The 17,761-nt window shown below is 41.6% G+C and carries 14 protein-coding genes; 10 read left to right on the top strand and 4 right to left on the bottom strand.

Annotation, left to right across the window (positions count from 1 at the left end):
- Positions 1-539: 539 nt before the first annotated feature.
- The gene (locus Q4546_RS12470) at positions 540-1,814 is read left to right on the top strand and encodes a CinA family nicotinamide mononucleotide deamidase-related protein (protein ID WP_102440351.1); all 1,275 of its coding nucleotides are present in this window, start codon (positions 540-542) and stop codon (positions 1,812-1,814) included.
- Positions 1,815-1,891: 77 nt separating this feature from the next.
- On the opposite strand, the gene Q4546_RS12465 is transcribed toward Q4546_RS12470, so the two are convergent.
- The 3 genes from Q4546_RS12465 to argE form a co-directional block, all read right to left on the bottom strand.
- On the bottom strand, positions 1,892-2,428 hold the full coding sequence (locus tag Q4546_RS12465) for a DUF1439 domain-containing protein (protein WP_102440350.1): 537 nt from the start codon (positions 2,426-2,428) through the stop codon (positions 1,892-1,894).
- Positions 2,428-5,076 carry a phosphoenolpyruvate carboxylase gene (gene ppc, locus Q4546_RS12460; RefSeq protein ID WP_102475814.1) on the bottom strand — a complete coding sequence of 883 codons (2,649 nt, stop codon included), beginning with the start codon at positions 5,074-5,076 and terminating at the stop codon, positions 2,428-2,430. The genes Q4546_RS12465 and ppc overlap by 1 nt, the downstream gene beginning before the upstream one ends.
- Positions 5,077-5,201: 125 nt before the next feature.
- On the bottom strand, positions 5,202-6,353 hold the full coding sequence (gene argE, locus Q4546_RS12455) for an acetylornithine deacetylase (protein ID WP_102440348.1): 1,152 nt from the start codon (positions 6,351-6,353) through the stop codon (positions 5,202-5,204).
- 261 nt (positions 6,354-6,614) lie between these two features.
- Here argE and argC point away from each other — a divergent pair, with 261 nt between their 5' ends.
- The 5 genes from argC to argH all read left to right on the top strand — a co-directional run bounded on the left by argC (position 6,615) and on the right by argH (position 12,042).
- Positions 6,615-7,595, top strand: a complete 981-nt coding sequence (gene argC, locus Q4546_RS12450; RefSeq protein WP_102519748.1) for an N-acetyl-gamma-glutamyl-phosphate reductase — start codon at positions 6,615-6,617, stop codon at positions 7,593-7,595.
- Positions 7,596-7,609: 14 nt separating this feature from the next.
- Positions 7,610-8,392, top strand: a complete 783-nt coding sequence (argB, locus tag Q4546_RS12445; RefSeq protein ID WP_303446360.1) for an acetylglutamate kinase — start codon at positions 7,610-7,612, stop codon at positions 8,390-8,392.
- Between the two features lie 11 nt (positions 8,393-8,403).
- Complete coding sequence (locus tag Q4546_RS12440; RefSeq protein WP_076542002.1) at positions 8,404-9,309, top strand: ornithine carbamoyltransferase; 906 nt, start codon at positions 8,404-8,406, stop codon at positions 9,307-9,309.
- Between the two features lie 66 nt (positions 9,310-9,375).
- A complete protein-coding gene (locus tag Q4546_RS12435; RefSeq protein WP_102440345.1) occupies positions 9,376-10,596 on the top strand; it encodes an argininosuccinate synthase in 1,221 nt (406 codons plus the stop codon).
- Between the two features lie 75 nt (positions 10,597-10,671).
- Positions 10,672-12,042 carry an argininosuccinate lyase gene (gene argH / locus Q4546_RS12430; RefSeq protein WP_102440344.1) on the top strand — a complete coding sequence of 457 codons (1,371 nt, stop codon included), beginning with the start codon at positions 10,672-10,674 and terminating at the stop codon, positions 12,040-12,042.
- Positions 12,043-12,177: 135 nt separating this feature from the next.
- Here argH and Q4546_RS12425 read toward each other — a convergent pair whose 3' ends face one another.
- Entirely contained in the window at positions 12,178-14,799 is a 2,622-nt protein-coding gene (locus Q4546_RS12425) for a penicillin-binding protein 1A (RefSeq protein ID WP_303446359.1), read from the bottom strand.
- A 188-nt stretch (positions 14,800-14,987) separates the two neighbouring features.
- Between Q4546_RS12425 and Q4546_RS12420 the strand changes: the two genes are divergently transcribed.
- The 4 genes from Q4546_RS12420 to Q4546_RS12405 are packed head-to-tail and all read left to right on the top strand — an operon-like array spanning position 14,988 to position 17,759.
- The gene (locus tag Q4546_RS12420) at positions 14,988-16,067 is read left to right on the top strand and encodes a pilus assembly protein PilM (RefSeq protein ID WP_102440342.1); all 1,080 of its coding nucleotides are present in this window, start codon (positions 14,988-14,990) and stop codon (positions 16,065-16,067) included.
- A complete protein-coding gene (locus Q4546_RS12415) occupies positions 16,055-16,633 on the top strand; it encodes a PilN domain-containing protein (RefSeq protein ID WP_102440341.1) in 579 nt (192 codons plus the stop codon). Before Q4546_RS12420 ends, Q4546_RS12415 begins: the two co-directional genes overlap by 13 nt.
- Positions 16,630-17,244, top strand: a complete 615-nt coding sequence (locus Q4546_RS12410; protein WP_076541990.1) for a type 4a pilus biogenesis protein PilO — start codon at positions 16,630-16,632, stop codon at positions 17,242-17,244. Before Q4546_RS12415 ends, Q4546_RS12410 begins: the two co-directional genes overlap by 4 nt.
- A complete protein-coding gene (locus Q4546_RS12405; RefSeq protein ID WP_102440340.1) occupies positions 17,244-17,759 on the top strand; it encodes a pilus assembly protein PilP in 516 nt (171 codons plus the stop codon). Before Q4546_RS12410 ends, Q4546_RS12405 begins: the two co-directional genes overlap by 1 nt.
- The last annotated feature ends 2 nt before the right edge of the window (positions 17,760-17,761 follow it).

The raw sequence follows: 17,761 nt of genomic DNA, 5'->3' as shown, positions 1-17,761 counted from the left end.
TGTGGACGAATGCCCATGTGAAAGTAGGGTGTAATGTCTGTGATTATAAAGCAAGGTTTTATACAGACATGGAACGCAAAGGATTTATCCGCAGCTGAACATCGCCAAGCGCCTAATATCTCTCATAAGAGAGTCGATAAAGCCCTGACTTAACAGTTAGGGCTTTTTTCGTTTTTAGGATATAAATATCAACAAGTTCTGATAATTGAAGTATTTAACCATATTTTTCTGAATATAAATGTGGGCAATAAGCCAATGTAGAACCAGCTTTAAGTCAATGGCCTAATTTTTCTAAATAGAATAATTAGCCTATTACTTAAGAGTCAGGCTTTATTGTGTTTGTGATTATAGCGCTGCTTACAATTAATAATTCACTTAAGAACCTGTTGAGTGCACAAGTTGAACTTAAAACAACCTATTGCAGTATTAAATAGCAGTAACGTAATGCAGCTATCATGATGGTAAGCTATCTTGTAGGTTATTTTGCGGATTAAACTTGCTTGTTGTTTCTTTTCAAGACAGGCTTTTTAGGGATAATGATGAAACTAGAGATGATTTGTACTGGCGAAGAAGTACTATCTGGCCAGATTATAGATACTAATGCTGCCTGGGTTGCTAATACCATGATGGAGTTAGGTATTGAAATGCAGCACCGTATTACAGTTGGTGATCGCTTAGATGATCTTGTTCAAGCATTTATTGATAGAAGCCATCATGCCGATGTGATTATTATTAACGGCGGTTTAGGGCCAACCAGTGATGATATGTCAGCAGAAGCGATGGCGTTAGCTAAGGGGGAGCCTTTAGTTGAGAATGTTGAATGGCGAGAGAAATTAATTGAATGGTTTTCGCGTAACAACCGTGTGATGGCCAAGAGTAACCTTAAACAGGCTTGGTTACCTGAGTCTGCAGTAATGATTGATAATCCTGTTGGAACAGCATGTGGTTTTAGAGTTAAGTTAAATAAAGCATGGTTATTTTTTACTCCCGGTGTTCCTTTTGAATTAAAGCACATGATCACCGAGCAGTTTATTCCTTTTATTAAGGCTGAATTTAAAGCTAGTGAAAACACTGCGCTAAAAAAACTGCTTACCATAGGTCATGGGGAGTCTTCTTTAGCTGATAGCCTAGCGGATTTAACTTTGCCTGATGGTGTCACCTTAGGTTACCGCTCTTCTATGCCACATATTGAGATTAAAATATTTGCTCGTGGCGATGAAGCAATTAGACAACTCTCAAGCGTTACCCAAGAAGTCAAAGCGATTCTCGGTACTGCAGTGGTCGCTGATGATAAGCCCACACTTGCTGCAGAAATTCATCAACGTTTATATCAATCTGGTTTTAGTTTAAGTGTTGCAGAGTCTTGTACTGGCGGTTTAGTAACGAGCCAGTTAATTGATTTTGCAGGCAGCTCATCTTATTTACATCATGGCTTAGTGACCTATAGCAATGAATCGAAAGTCAAAGTACTAGGGGTTAATCCACAGGTTTTGGATGATCACGGCGCGGTTTCTATTCAAACTGTTGAGGCTATGGCTAAAGGCGCTAGAGAGATTTTAGATAGTGATTACGCCTTATCTACTAGTGGCATAGCTGGACCTGATGGAGGTTCAGAGGAAAAACCTGTTGGGACAGTGGCCATTGCGCTGGCGACTAAAAATGCGGTATATAGTCAGATGATTAAAGTTTCCAGCCGCTCACGAAGTTTGGTGCGCAGTTTAAGCGCTGCAGTTGCCTATGACATGTTACGCAGAGCATTATTAGATGAAGCGATTATTGTTGATTACCCATCAATAAAACGTTTTGATAAGTAATTGAGCTTATTGTCTTTATATAAAAAAAGTAGCAATATTTATTGCTACTTTTTTTGTTTCAGTTGCATAATTAAGGTTTAAAACTTAATGACAATCTTGCCTTTTTGCACTTCAATCTCTTTGGTGATTGAGGCCATTAGTGCTTGATTAGCATCATTTTCATCCAGCACGTAGACAGGTTGCGATGCTAGAAAAGTACTAAGAAACATCATTAGCTGTGGTGTGATTGATGAAAGCATTTTTTCAATATCTGCGGGGGTTGATTTAACCTCAACCAAATCTAACTTCTTTAAATAGATGCTTTTGGTTTCAACGTCATACCAAGGCTCAGCCTCAAATGTTGTCACAAGATCCGCTTCTATAGATTTGAAAGGGTTTTTAACGGCCATTCTTGTTTGGGCTGTGACCGCAATAGTATTGGGCTTGTGGCCCAATTCTACTTCCATATCATTGAGTTTAAGTTGAAGCCCAAAAACTTGGTTACCTTGGGAGACTTCATAATGCATCTCGTTATTTAGGTAATCTTCAACTTCAGACTCACTAATGCTGTACTGAGTGGCGCAACCAGTCAGTAATAGCATTAGTAAACCTAAACCACATTTAAGTATGCGCATTAGCCAGTGTTTCTCATTCCTGCTGCGACGCCAGCAATGGTTAACATCAGTGCAAGTTCTACTTGTTTAGATGCTTGATCTTCATTACGGGTACGAGCGAGCAATTCAGCTTGTAAAAAGTTGAGTGGGTCAATATACGGGTTACGTAACTTAACAGACTCGCGGTTCCAAGGTGTATGCGCCATTAACTCTTCTGATTGGGTTAATGACAATACCTCATCAATACCTAATTGTAGGCTGGCGCGCAGCTTTATGCCCAAATGTTTTAATTCATCAGGAACAAGGCAGCTATCGTAATAACTAGCAAGGTTTGGCTCCGCTTTCATGTATACCATTTCAAGCATTGAAACACGGGTCTCAAAGAATGGCCATTGTTGCTCCATTTCTATGAGTAAATCAGCTTCACCTCGTTGTGACGCGGCTTGTAGTGCTTCGCCTGCACCTAACCATGCTGGTAGCATTAGGCGGTTTTGAGACCATGCAAATATCCATGGGATGGCACGTAAACTCTCAATGCCGCCATCGACACGACGTTTTGCTGGGCGACTCCCTAATGGCAGTTTACCTAGTTCAACTTCAGGTGTCGCTGCGCGAAAGTAAGCCACAAAATCAGGCTCTTCACGGACGATGCCGCGATAGGCTTTAACTGAATCATCTGCTAAGCGCTGCATACAGTCACGCCATTGCTGTTTAGGCTCAGGTGGCGGCAGTAAGGTTGCCTCCATAACTGCTGAAGTATATAAAGCCAAGCTTTGAACGGCCACTTTAGGTAGGCCAAATTTAAAGCGGATCATCTCCCCTTGTTCGGTGACACGAATTCGACCATCAACAGAACCCGGTGGTTGCGATAAAATTGCTTTATGAGCTGGTCCGCCGCCTCGGCCAATGGAGCCACCACGACCATGGAACAGCATCAGTTTTACATCTGCTTTCTTACATACTGCTACTAATTGCTCTTGGGCATGATATTGCGCCCATGCAGCAGCAATCACGCCGGCATCTTTGGCTGAATCTGAATAGCCGATCATCACCTCTTGCATGCCTTTGGTGTAACCGCGATACCAGTCAATATTAAGCAGTTGAGTCATGCAATCAGCTGCTGTGGTTAAATCACTTAATGTTTCAAACAATGGCACTACGCGCATTGGATGCTGGCAGCCACTTTCTTTAAGTAATAACAGCACCGCTAATACATCTGATGGCTTACTTGCCATTGAAATAACATATGAACCCAGTGCTGTCGCAGGCTGGCTTGCAACCAGTTTACAGGTGTTAAGCACTTCTTGTACGTCAGCCGTTGGTTGCCACGTGCTTGGAATAAGCGGTCTGCGACCTGTTAGCTCACGTAATAAAAACGCCTGCTTTTCGTTTTCATCCCAGTGATCATAGTCACCTAGGCCTAAGTAGCGTGTTAGCTCGGCAATGACGTCGCTGTGACGTTCAGCATCTTGGCGGATATCCAACCTGAGCATATGGATACCGAAACAGGCCATACGGCGAAGAATATCTAACAATAATCCGTTGGCAATAAGCCGCATACCTGATGAGGTTAAACTACGGTATAGCAGCTCTAGTGGTAGCTTTAAGTCTTCAAGTTCCCAAATAGTTTCATCAGGTTTCATATCGACTTGATGACCTTCAAGGCGGATATTTAAGTAGTCGATGGTATTACGTAATTTGTTACGTAGATCACGCAGCACATCACGGTAGGGCTCTTTACTGTTATTGGTTAATGCCATCAGTTCTTCACTGGCATCTTCCATGGATAATTCATTAATCAGCTTAACGATATCTTTGAGGTATAAGCGTGCGGCAGCATGGCGGTTTCGTAGTAATACTTCTTGTGTGACGACAGAGGTAACGAATGGGTTGCCGTCTCTATCTCCGCCCATCCAGCTAGAAAAACGTACTGGGCATATGTCTGTGGAAATTTGTTTGCCCGTTTTAGCTTGTACATGATCATTGAGCTGGCGTAAGAAGTCGGGTACAGCTTGCCATAGTGATGTTTCAATTGTGCTAAGTCCCCAGCGAGCTTCATCAACAGGGGTTGGCCTGTCATGACGAATTTCATTGGTATGCCATATTTGTGCGATGAGCTGGCGTAAGCGTAAATGAGATTGGCCTATTTCTCGCTCAGTTAGTTGCTGATTTTCTTGCTCTGTCAGACAATCGACCACCGCGGAGTATTTTTGAATGAGGGTGCGACGTGAAATCTCGGTGGGATGTGCTGTGAGTACTAAATCGATATCGAGGTTTTCAAGACACTGAATAACCTCTTGCTCATTGGAGCTGCTGTTAAGCATTCGTCCAAGTAGCTGCTCTACTGGATCCGGTGTACATACAAGCTCATCACAATTACGGCTAATGGTATGGAATTGCTCCGCGATATTCGCCAAATTAAGGAATTGATTGAAGGCTTTGGCAAACGGGACTAATTCTTCATCAGGAAGCGAGTTGAGTAAAGTGAGCATCTGTTGGCGTGATTCTGCATTTCCTTGGCGGGATTCTTTAGCCAAAATGCGGATTTGCTCGACCTTTTCGAGAAAACCTTCACCAAGATGATCGCGCATAGTATCACCTAAAATTTGTCCTAAGTTGCTGACATTAGAACGCAAGGATGCATACATATCGGCGGTTTGATCTGCCATAATTACTCCATAAGTTACTTAATAAGCGGTGACAATTTTTCCATAAGCTTTAGCACAATAGCGAGCGACAACTGCTTGGTCAATGGCTGATGAGATAAATTCAAAAGCCATTAATCTGCTTGTTGTTATTTAATACAAGCTTGATAAATCAGTTTTTTAATGAGCTCAACCGTTGGGGTTAAATATTCAAGGCCAATATATTCATCGGGCTGATGGGCCTGATTGATACTCCCGGGGCCAAGTACTAATGTTTGACAGCCTAATTGATTTATATAAGGCGCTTCAGTGGCGTAATTGACCACTTCGGCTTGGCTATTTGCAAGCTCAGTAACCAGCTTGGTCCAATAACTATCAGCTTTTCCTGCAAATGACTCAGAGCCTGGGTATAAGGTGCGTACTTCAATACTGCCTGGATATTGCTTATTAATTTCAGCAAGGTAGTTAATGACCATTAACTCTAAATCAGCTAATTCAATACCGGGCAGTGGGCGAATATCAAGGTGTAAGTCGCAGCAGCCACAAATACGGTTGGCTGCATCGCCGCCGTGAATATGGCCAAAGTTCATGGTTGGGTAGGGCACGCTAAAGGCATCTTCTCGGTAGTTTTCACTTAAGTGTTGCTTGAGCTTTATTAACTGACCTGTGACTTGATGCATTATCTCGATGGCATTAAGCCCACGTGCAGGATCTGATGAATGACCACTGCGACCAATAACGCGAATACCTTGGGCTAAATGGCCTTTATGCATATAAACCGGCTTTAAGCTGGTTGGCTCGCCGATAATGGCATAATCTGGTGCTATAGATGTTGATTCAGCAAAGGCTTTAGCGCCATTCATGGTGGTTTCTTCATCGGCACTGGCAAAAATATGTAATGGACGCTTTAACTCAGTTAATGGGATGTCTTTTAACGCTTCCATGATTAGGGCAAAAAAGCCTTTCATATCGCAGGTACCTAGGCCATACCAGCGATTGTCTTTCTCAGTTAATTCAAATGGACTTTGGCTCCAACGACCTTCATCAAAGGGAACGGTATCGGTGTGGCCAGCTAATAACAAGCCGCCTTTGCCAGAACCAATGGTGGCGACAAGGTTTTGTTTACCTCTGCTATCAGCGACAGTACTAATTGTGCAGTCAAACCCCATGTCGCTAAACCAAGACTGTAGCAGTGCAATAACTGCATGGTTACTCATATCTTGTTCTACTTCTAAGGCACTGATTGAAGGTAGTGCAATCAACTGTTTAAAAGCATCTTTTAATTCTGGTAGTGAGTTCATAAGGGCCTTTTATAAATATTTAATTAAATAATCATTCATAATTATTGCATAAGTAATGTTTTGTGTTAGTCTAGCAAACAGCTAAGGAATTCACCATAACTTGATAAATATTTAAGAACTATAGATATGTATGTAATTGCGATTCAATTCACTGTAACAGATCCCAAAGTAAACTATTCTCGACGATAGTTTTAATCTCGAGCACCCTGCTCATATTTCAAATAAAAATTAATAGTTTACTGACTTAAAGATGACAACATAATGAAAAAAATCGCAATAATTGGTGCTAGTGGTTATACCGGAGCACAAATCACCGCTCTTATTGATGCGCAAGCGTCACTATCGATCCAAGGCTTATATGTTTCTGAAAACAGCCTAGATAAAGGCCGGTTATTAGCAGATCTATACCCGAGTTATCAACACATTCAAATTCCTCTGTCACCGTTATCGGCTGATGCTAAACAAGCCATCGTTGATCAAGCTGACGCTGTTGTATTAGCAACAGAGCATTCAGTTAGTTTGGAATTGGCCGCATTCTTTTATAACCAAGGTTTAGCTGTATTTGATTTAAGTGGCGCATATCGGTTTGCTGATACCGCTCAATATCCTAAATGGTATGGTTTTGAACATACTCAAGCAGCAGTGCTTGCTGATGCGGTTTACGGCCTAGCAGAATGGAACGCGCAAGCCATTGCTAATAGCAAAATGATTGCTGTGCCAGGTTGTTATCCAACTGCATCACTCACAGCGCTAAAACCATTAAAACCATTGTTAACTGATGCTTACCCTGTAATTAACGCAGTCAGTGGTGTGACCGGTGCAGGCAGAAAAGCCCAATTGCATACCAGTTTTTGTGAAGTCAGCTTAACCCCCTATGGTGTATTAGGGCATAGACATCAACCAGAAATCGCCACCCAGCTGGGTCAAGAAGTTATCTTTACCCCGCATTTAGGTAATTTTAAGCGTGGAATTTTAGCCACCATTACTGTGCAACTTAAAGCGGGTACTACAGAAGCTGACATTGCTAAAGCTTATGGCGTATATGATGACTCGCCACTGGTGAGCGTAAAGCATAACCAATTTCCTAAAGTCGATGATGTGGTGCTAACACCCAATTGTATCGTGGGCTGGAAGTTTGACCCGCAAAGCAATTACCTAGTGGTCGCTAGCGCCATTGATAATTTAATGAAAGGCGCTGCAAGCCAAGGTCTGCAGTGCATTAATATTCACTTCGGTCTATAACAGGAGCCTTGATTATGTCTAATACCAACCCTGTTATCGTACTTAAAGTGGGTGGCGCGCTGTTGCAATCAGAGCCTGGCATGGCAGAGTTGATGTCAGTAGTTGCTGAAATGATGCAGCAAGGGCAGAAAGTGATTTTTGTTCACGGCGGTGGTTGCTTGGTCGATGAACAGCTCGAAGCTAATGGCAAGCAAACGATTAAGCTTGAGGGCCTGCGTGTTACCCCTGCTGATCAGATCCCGATTGTTGTTGGCGCTTTGGCAGGCACATCGAATAAAATTTTACAGGCCGCGGCAATTAAAGCTGGCATCGTCAGTGTGGGCATGAGCTTGGCTGATGGCAATATCGTCAATGCCAAAATTAAACATGAAAAGTTAGGTTTGGTGGGGGAAGTATCACCGAATGATCCGAGTTATTTAACTTATTTATTGTCGCAAAACTGGTTACCTATTTGCAGTTCAATCGCGATTTCACCAGCGGGCGATATGCTGAATGTCAATGCCGATCAAGCCGCTACCGCATTAACTAAACTCGTTGCCGGTCAGCTGGTGTTATTGTCAGACGTACCCGGTGTACTTGATGCTAAAGGTGAGTTAATTGCCCAATTAGATCAACAACAAATTAGCTCGCTTGTGGAGCAAGGTGTGATTGAAAAAGGCATGAAAGTAAAAGTTGAAGCGGCATTAGAGGTCGCTCAATGGATGGGCAAAGCCGTACAGGTCGCCTCATGGAAACAACCCCAACAATTAATAGCATTAACTAACGGACAATCCGTTGGCACTCAAATTCAGCCTTAGGAGCAAAGCTAATGGAACACTTATTATCACTTAAAGACTTGTCGCAAACCCAGCTATTAGACTTACTGGCTTTGGCGAAAAAAATTAAAGCAAACCCAGCTGATTATAATCAAGCGCTGGCAGGCAAAAGTGTGGTGATGTTATTTGAAAAGCCATCACTGCGTACTCGAGTAAGTTTTGATATCGGTATTAACAAGCTAGGTGGTCATTCAGTTTATCTTGATCAACAAAATGGTGCATTAGGCAAACGTGAGCCAGTATCTGATTTTGCGACTAACATTTCGTGCTGGGCAGATGCGATTGTAGCAAGAACTTTTTCGCATACAACTATTGCAGGTCTTGCTGAACATGCGTCAGTTCCGGTGATTAATGCGCTATGTAATTTGTACCACCCTTGCCAAGGCTTAGCAGACTTTTTGACCTTATCAGAGAAGTTTGATGATGTAAGTAAAGTGAAATTAGCTTACCTAGGTGATGGTAACAATGTGACACACTCTTTGATGTATGGCGCTGCTATCTTAGGTGCGACCATGACTGTAGTTTGCCCGCCAGGCCACTTCCCTGACGGCAATATTGTCTGTGAAGTACAAGCTTTGGCTGCCAAGCATGGTGGCAAGCTTATCTTGACCTCGGATGTGAGTGAAATGGGCCCGCAAGATGCCATATACACAGATACGTGGATCTCAATGGGCGACAATACTTCAATGGCAGAAATTGAAGCGAAATTTAAGCCTTATCAAGTTAATAGTGAATTAATGAATAAGGTAGGTGCCAATTACTTTATGCATTGTTTGCCAGCTTACCGTGAAGTGGAAGCAACAGCAGAAGTAGTGGATGGTGAAGGTTCACTTATCCTCCAGCAAGCAGAAAACAGAATGCATGCACAAAACGCCGTATTGGTTACTTTGTTAGGTTAATAAATCATATTTTCATCAGCTGGCGTTAGCGAGCTTTTATAAAACAAATTTACGTTAGGAATTACCATGTCAATTGCAGCACAACCAAATATTAAAAAAGTCGTATTAGCTTACTCGGGTGGATTAGACACCTCAGCGATTATCCCATGGCTAAAAGAAACCTATGATAATTGTGAAATTGTCGCCTTTTGTGCTGATGTTGGTCAAGGTGCAGAAGAACTTGAAGGTTTATATGAAAAAGCCATCGCATCAGGTGCTTCAGAGTGTTATATCGTCGATTTAAAAGAAGAGCTGGTGGCTGATTATATTTATCCGACTATTGCCACAGGTGCTATCTATGAAGGTACGTACTTACTGGGTACCTCAATGGCGCGTCCAATTATTGCTAAGGCGCAAGTAGAAGTCGCCCGTAAAGTTGGCGCTGATGCGGTATGTCATGGTTGTACCGGTAAAGGTAATGACCAAGTACGTTTCGAGGGTTGTTTTGCCGCACTTGCACCAGAGTTAACCGTTATTGCGCCTTGGCGTGAATGGTCAATGGTCAGCCGTGAAGATTTGCTTGATTACCTTGCTGAAAGAAACATCGAAACTACAGCATCAGCGACTAAGATTTATAGCCGTGATGCCAACGCATGGCATATCTCTCACGAAGGCGGTGAGTTAGAAGATCCGTGGAATGAGCCAAGCAAAGAAGTATGGACCATGACAGTGGCACCAGAAGATGCCCCAAATACCCCTGAGTATGTTGGGCTAACCATCGCCAATGGTCGTGTTACTCATGTTGATGATGTTGCGCTATCTCCATATGACGCACTAATGAAGCTAAATGAATTAGCTGCAGCACACGGTGTTGGTCGTATCGACATTACCGAAAACCGTTTAGTGGGCATGAAGTCTCGTGGCTGTTATGAAACCCCTGGTGGAACAGTGATGTTTGCAGGCCTACGCGCAATCGAAGAGCTAGTGCTCGATAAAACAAGCCGTGAGTGGCGTGAGCAAGTCGGCGCACAAATGGCTCATCTTGTATATGATGGACGTTGGTTTACGCCATTGTGTAATTCATTGATTGCCGCGTCAGAATCTTTAGCTGAATTAGTTAACGGCGAAGTGGTCGTCAAACTTTATAAAGGCCAAGCAAGTGTGGTGAAAAAGCGCTCTCCAAACAGCTTATATTCAGAAGAGTTCGCGACCTTTGGTGACGACAATGTTTATGACCAAAAAGATGCAGCAGGCTTTATCCGCCTTTACTCTTTATCAAGCCGTATTAGAGCATTAAATACCAAGTAATTTCCTGTTATTTAAGATTGATACGGGGCTCATATAGCCCCGTTTTTATAGAATAAGTTAAAAGAGGGTATCGACATGGCGTTATGGGGCGGAAGATTCAGTCAAGAAAGCAGTGCATTATTTAAATTATTTAATGACTCATTACCAGTAGATTATCGTTTAATTGAAGAAGATATTATTGGCTCAATTGCATGGGCTTCAGCAATCACTTCAGTGGGCATTTTAACCCAAGCAGAATGTGAGCAATTGCATGGTGCGCTAAATGAGCTACTTAGCGAAGTTGCTGACAAACCAGAATTGATTATTGCTTCTGGCGCAGAAGATATTCACAGTTTTGTGGAGCAGTCTTTAATTGCCAAAGTAGGCGACCTAGGTAAAAAGCTGCATACAGGGCGTTCGCGTAATGACCAAGTAGCCACAGATTTAAAACTATGGTGTAAAAAAGAAGGTCAGCACTCACTTACATTACTGAAAAAGCTCTCTGCTGAACTTGTTAAGCTTGCTGAGCGTGAAATTGATGCTGTGATGCCTGGCTATACCCATCTGCAAAGAGCTCAGCCAGTCTTATTTGGCCATTGGTGTTTAGCTTACGTAGAAATGTTTGAACGTGACATTAGCCGTTTAGAAGATGCACTAAAGCGTGCTGATACTTGTCCATTAGGCACTGGCGCCCTTGCGGGAACAGCTTATCCAATGGACAGGCATCAAATTGCACAATCATTAGGCTTTGCTGCGCCAACCTTAAATAGCTTAGATTCAGTGTCAGATCGTGATCATGTTGTTGAGTTATGTAGCGACGCTTCAATAAGCATGATGCATTTAAGCCGTATGGCTGAAGATTTAATTTTCTTTAACAGTGGTGAAGCAGGTTTTATTGAGCTTGATGACGAAGTGACATCTGGTTCATCTTTAATGCCACAAAAGAAAAACCCTGACGCCTTAGAGTTAATTCGAGGCAAAACGGGCCGTGTCTATGGCAGCTTAATGGGTATTCTTACTACCATGAAAGCATTGCCACTGGCTTATAACAAAGATATGCAAGAAGACAAAGAAGGCTTATTTGATGTCATGGATAGCTGGTCTATTTGTCTTGAAATGGCAGCATTAGTATTAAGTGGCTTGCAAGTTAACCGTGAAAGAACTTTAGTAGCAGCTCAGCAAGGTTATGCTAATTCTACCGAGCTTGCAGATTATCTGGTCGCTAAAGGTATGCCATTTAGAGAAGCGCACCATGTTGTTGGTGAGGTGGTCGTGGCTGCCATTGCCAAACAAACTCCATTAGAAGATTTTGTTATTTCAGAGCTACAGCAATTTAGTCCAATTATCAGTGATGATGTTTATGAGTGCTTAACGATTGAGTCATGCTTAGCAAAACGTGAAGCTTTAGGCGGTACCTCGTTAGCGCAAGTAAAATATGCATTAGCGCAGAAACAAGCTAATAGCTAAACAATATGTAAGCCTTATTAGTTTATATTTGTTTCTTTTAGGCTTAAATGAAAAGTCCGCAGTGATTAATCACTGCGGACTTTTTAATGCATTAACACCAGACTAATTTTTAAAAATAACTGCTGGTGGATTTATTTACTGAAATAAATCATCTGCCGGATTCTCTATAAACAGATCATCTTCGATAACTTCTTCTGTGGCATATTCAGTCGGCTCAGTGCCTTCGATAAAATATTCAAATGAAGTGGTGTAATCTGTTTTACGGGTTAATTTGCCACTAGCTAAGTCAATACGCGCCGAAATAATCCCTTTAGGTGGAATGCTCGCAACTTCTTCGGTACCAGTGAGCGCTTGGTTCATAAAATCATTCCAACCAGGCCCTGCTGTTTTTGCCCCAGCTTCAGCCCCTGATATTTGATTTTCAGGACCATCGGCAACCCAGCTGGTTCTGCCTAGTTTACGGCTGTGATCGTCAAAACCAACCCAGAATGTCGAGGTGAGAGTGGGGTTAAAGCCACTAAACCAAGTATCGCGGGATTCATTGGTGGTACCGGTTTTACCTGCAATGTCACGACGCTTTATCAAGCGTGATGCTCGCCAAGCGGTACCATTCCAGCCTGTGCCTTTACTCCAATTGCCGCCACCCCAGATTACACTTTTGAGGGCTTCAGTAATTAAGAAGGCGGTTTGCTCTGAAATGATCCTAGGAGCGTAGCGCGCGTTTTCATCTCCACAAGCAGCAATACCAGTATCACTAATATTAGAACTAGTCTCAGCACTAGCAAGTGTATTGTCTAAGCTGTTTTCAGTTTCAACTGGCGCTTGCTGTGAGCTAACAAACTCATTAGCCATTGCTGCAAAAGGGTCATCAATGCTGTTGGTTGTCTTATTAGTCGCATCATCAACCTCATTGACATCTAGGGTGCAGGCCAGTGCAGGCGACGCTTTTTCAATGACATTGTCATATGAGTCAGTAACCTTACTAATATAATAAGGTTCAACTAAATAGCCGCCATTAGTAAAGACATTAAAGGCGGTGGCGACTTGCAGTGGTGTTACTGAAGGGGACCCTAAAGCGACAGATTCATTTCGTGGTAAATCAGCAGGGTCAAATCCAAAGTCAACTAAGGTATCTATGGTGTTATCTAAGCCAATATGACGCATGGTACGAACGGACATTACGTTGATAGACTGAGCTAAGCCAATGCGTAAACGTGTTGGACCGCCATAAATGTCAGGTGAATTTTTTGGTCGCCATGCCGTACCTTGACGAGTATCGGGCTTATTAATCGGAGCATTATTGATTAATGTTGCAAGGGTGTAGTCTTTTTCAAGCGCGGCAGCATAAATAAACGGTTTGATATTAGAGCCTAATTGACGCTTGGCCTGGGTAACACGGTTATACTGGCTTTGACTAAAGCTAAAACCGCCCACCAAAGTGCGAATAGCGCCATCGCTTGGTTCTAATGAAACCGTTGCACTTGAAACCTGTGGAATTTGAGATAATTGCCAAAACTCGCCATTATCTCTAATCCATACCTTTTCACCGACAGTTAAAATATCCGCTGCTGTTTTAGGTGGCTTACCTTGACGGCGATCGTTAATAAATTTGCGAGCCCATTTCAGGCCATTCCACTGGATGACAACTTCTTCACCTTTAGTATTCAGTAAAGTTGCTTGTTGCTCACTAACCGACATGACAGCTGCTGGAATAATACCTTGTACTGCAGAGGTCGTTTTAAGGTTTTCTATAATGTCGCTGGTGGCCAGAGGTGTATCTGTCCACAAGGTGCTAATTGCTCCACGGTAGCCATGACGCTGATCATAAGCAAACACATTATCGCGTAGGGCGCTTTGAGCTTTTAATTGCAGATCTGAAGAAATGGTAGTGTAAACGTTATAACCATTAGTATAGGCGTCTTCTTCACCATACTTATTTACCATATAATCACGTGCCATTTCAGAAACGTAAGGTGCATATAGATCTATTTCTGCGCCATGATATTTCGCGGTTATAGGGGCATTTATGGCTTCTTGGTATTGTGTCTCGGTGATATTGCGTTTTTCCAACATGCGGCCTAAAACCCAGTTACGGCGCGTCATGGCACGATTCGGATTACGAATTGGATTAGCTGCAGAAGGCGCTTGGGGTAAGCCGGCAATCATGGCCATTTCTGGCAGAGAAAGTTGGGCTAAATCTTTGCCATAATACACTTGAGCTGCAGCGCCGACACCATAGGCACGGTTACCTAAAAATGAGCGGTTTAAATATAATGTGAGGATTTCTTCTTTAGATAATGCTTTTTCAATTTTTAGCGCAAGAAAAATTTCTTTCGTTTTACGAATATAGGTTTTTTCACGGGATAAGAAAAAGCCTCGAGCCACTTGCTGAGTAATGGTGCTGGCGCCTTGGCTTTTTTTGCCTGTAGTAACCAAAATAACGGCTGCGCGAATAATACCAATAGGATCGATACCCTGGTGTTCAAAGAAACGTGCATCCTCGGTATCTAATACCGCATTAATTAATTGCTGAGGCACATCTTCATATTCAACCGGTATTCGTCGTTTTTCACCAAATTGAGAAATTAATAAACCATCTTGACTATAAATTCTTAAAGGTGTCTGTAGTTTGACCGTTTTAAGCGAGTTTACATCCGGTAATTCTGGTAAAACGTAGAAATAAGCAGCGACAATGGTGCCGACGCCCAATAAAGTTAAGCTAAAAATAGCAATAAGTATTCGTTTAAACCACTTCACCAAAATAATCCAAAGTTCGACAATATGGCTTCTAGTATATAAGCGGGAGGGTTTTTGGTGAAGTAAAAACATGAAAACAAAAAAAAACTAGTTGTAAAATGTAGAAACATTTTATACAAATACTTATAACGAGTTGATTTTGTGCTAATCTATTTTAAAATATAAAATAATAAATGCGATGATGGAATATGCTTTCTAAATTTTGGAAGCGTCAAGCTCCGCAAATGGTGGGGATCGATATTGGATCCCATGAAATAAAGGCCATATTGCTGGGTAAGACTGCTGATGGATATAAAATTCAAAATTATATATCAGCTCCTTTACGAAAAGGAGCTGTAGTTGATCATGAAATTCGTGATTCTGAAGCTGTTATTGAATCATTAAGGCACATAAAGCGTGGACTACCGAAAGGTATTAAATCTGCCGCAGTGTCTGTTTCTGGTTCTGCTGTGATGACAAAAGTGATTTACATGGACGCTTCATTAAATGAAGAAGAAATGGAAGCGCAAATTGAAATTGAAGCAGATAATCTTATCCCTTATTCACTTGATGAAGTGAGTATCGACTTTGAAACTCTTAATCCCAACACTACCGACCCAACAAAGGTAGATGTGTTATTAAGTGCTTGCCGTACTGACAACATTGATTCAAGAATGGATTCACTTGATGCAATTGAGCTTGATACCAAAGTGGTTGACGTTGAAGCTTATGCTTTAGGGCGTTCAGCAGAACTTATTCTGGCTCAACTTCCTGAAGGGGCCAATGAAAAATCCGTTGTGCTAGTGGATGTTGGCGCCAATATGACGACATTTGCGGTTGTAGAAAATGGCGAAACGACATTTATTCGTGAGCAAGCATTTGGCGGTGAGTTATTTACCCAATCAATTCTATCGTTTTACGGTATGTCTTACGATGAAGCTGAAAATGCTAAAGTCACAGGTGATTTACCACGCAATTATATGTTTGAGGTGTTATCTCCATTTCAAACCCAATTATTACAACAAATAAAACGTACCTTACAAATTTACTGCACTGCCAACGGCAAAGATAAAGTTGACTATATTGTCTTAAGTGGTGGCACTGCAAAACTTGAAGGTATGACAACGTTATTGGCTAATGACTTAGGGGTGCATTCAATTGTTGCTAACCCTTTTCAAGGTTGTTTACATGCTGATGATGATATTAAAAACCAAATAGAACCTAGTATCAGTAAATATATGGTTGCATGTGGTTTAGCGCTTAGGAGTTACGCTCAATGGCGAACATAAACTTACTACCTTGGCGTGAAGAGGCCAGAGAAAAACACAAACGAGACTTTATTGGCATATTAGCGTTAGTGTTTTTAATGACCTGTTTAATTGTATTTCTGGCATTGAGTTTTATTGAAGTCGTTATCGACGATCAACGTGCTAGAAATTCATACTTACAGTCTGAAATATCATTATTAGACTCGCAAATTGCCGAAATTAGAAAAATTAAAGCGCGTAAAGATGATATTGAACGTCGCACTAAAATTATTCTAGACCTGCAGCAATCTCGTAATTTGCCAACACATGTATTAGATGAACTAGTTAGAATTGTGCCGCCAGGAATTTATCTTTCCAGTATTGAAAAGAAAGGTAGCTTGTTGTGGATTGAAGGTCGCAGTGAATCTAATAATAACGTCGCGAATATGATGAGAAAAGTTAAAACATCTCAATACCTCAATGATCCAAGCATGCAGTCAATTGTTAGTCATAATGAAAACTTACGACAATTGCAAAAGTTTAGATTAAGAGTGACTATTTTTGATGACCAAATCAGTACTGGCTCAAGCCAAGGAGGTCAGCAATGAATCTTGACTTAGAGCAGTTTAATGATATTGATTTTGAAAATATTGGCGCTTGGCCTGCATTAGTTAAAATTGTATTTGCTGCTTTTTTATCTATCTGTGTACTTGGCGCCAGTTATTATTTATTTATTTCCGATGCGATAGATGTCCTTAATGCTGAAGAAAGAAAAGAAATAACCCTAAAAGAAGACTTTCAAACTAAATATCGTTTGGCGGCAAACTTAAAACTGTATCGTGAGCAACTTGTGGTAATGGAAGCTCAGTTTGCAGAACTTTTAAAAATGTTACCATCTGAAAATGAAATGCCAGGTTTACTGGATGACACCACATTCGTAGCAACAGATGCTGGACTGCGAATTAATAGCTTAGATTGGGATACTGAAATTGAGCGTGATTTCTACTTAGAATTCCCGATAAAAATGTCAGTTGTAGGTGATTATCATAAATTAGGCAGCATGGTAAGCGGTGTCGCAAAATTGCCGCGGATTGTCAGCTTGCATGACTTTGTCATTAAGCGTGATGATTCAGGTAGTCTATCGATGGATATTTTAGCTAAAACCTATCGATTTAAAGAAGGTGCGAAAGTACCTGCGAATAAGAAGGGGAAGAAATAATGAAACTCTTACCCTTATTACTCATCATGCTATTGCTAACAGGTTGTATTGGTGACAGAAGTGATTTGGAGTTGTTTGTAACAACGACTAAATCCCAGCATGTTGCTCGCATTCCTCCGTTAAAAGAAACACCTAAGTTTGAGCATTTTGCCTATCAAGCAGAGCTTATGCGAAGTCCTTTTGTTCCACCTTCTCGAGAGCTCACAGAGGAAGTGATTGACACAAGTAGAGATTGTTTACAGCCAGATTTGAAACGTCGTAAAGGGCGCTTAGAAACGTATGCTATAGATAATTTAAAAATGCGCGGTACGTTAAGTGAAGATGGCACAGTTTGGGCCTTAGTTGAATCATCAGATACCAATGTTTATCGCTTAGGTGTCGGTGAGTATCTTGGACTTTACCATGGCAAAATAGCTGAAGTCACACCGCAATACATTGAAATTATAGAATTAATTCCTGATGGTTCAGGTTGCTGGGCTGAAAGAGCAAGCAACTTAGAACTTTCTGGCAAATAATG

The organism is Shewanella sp. 4_MG-2023 (assembly GCF_030548015.1).
In the GTDB taxonomy this organism is placed as follows: Bacteria; Pseudomonadota; Gammaproteobacteria; order Enterobacterales; family Shewanellaceae; genus Shewanella.
This window is presented reverse-complemented; position numbering and strand designations above follow the sequence as displayed.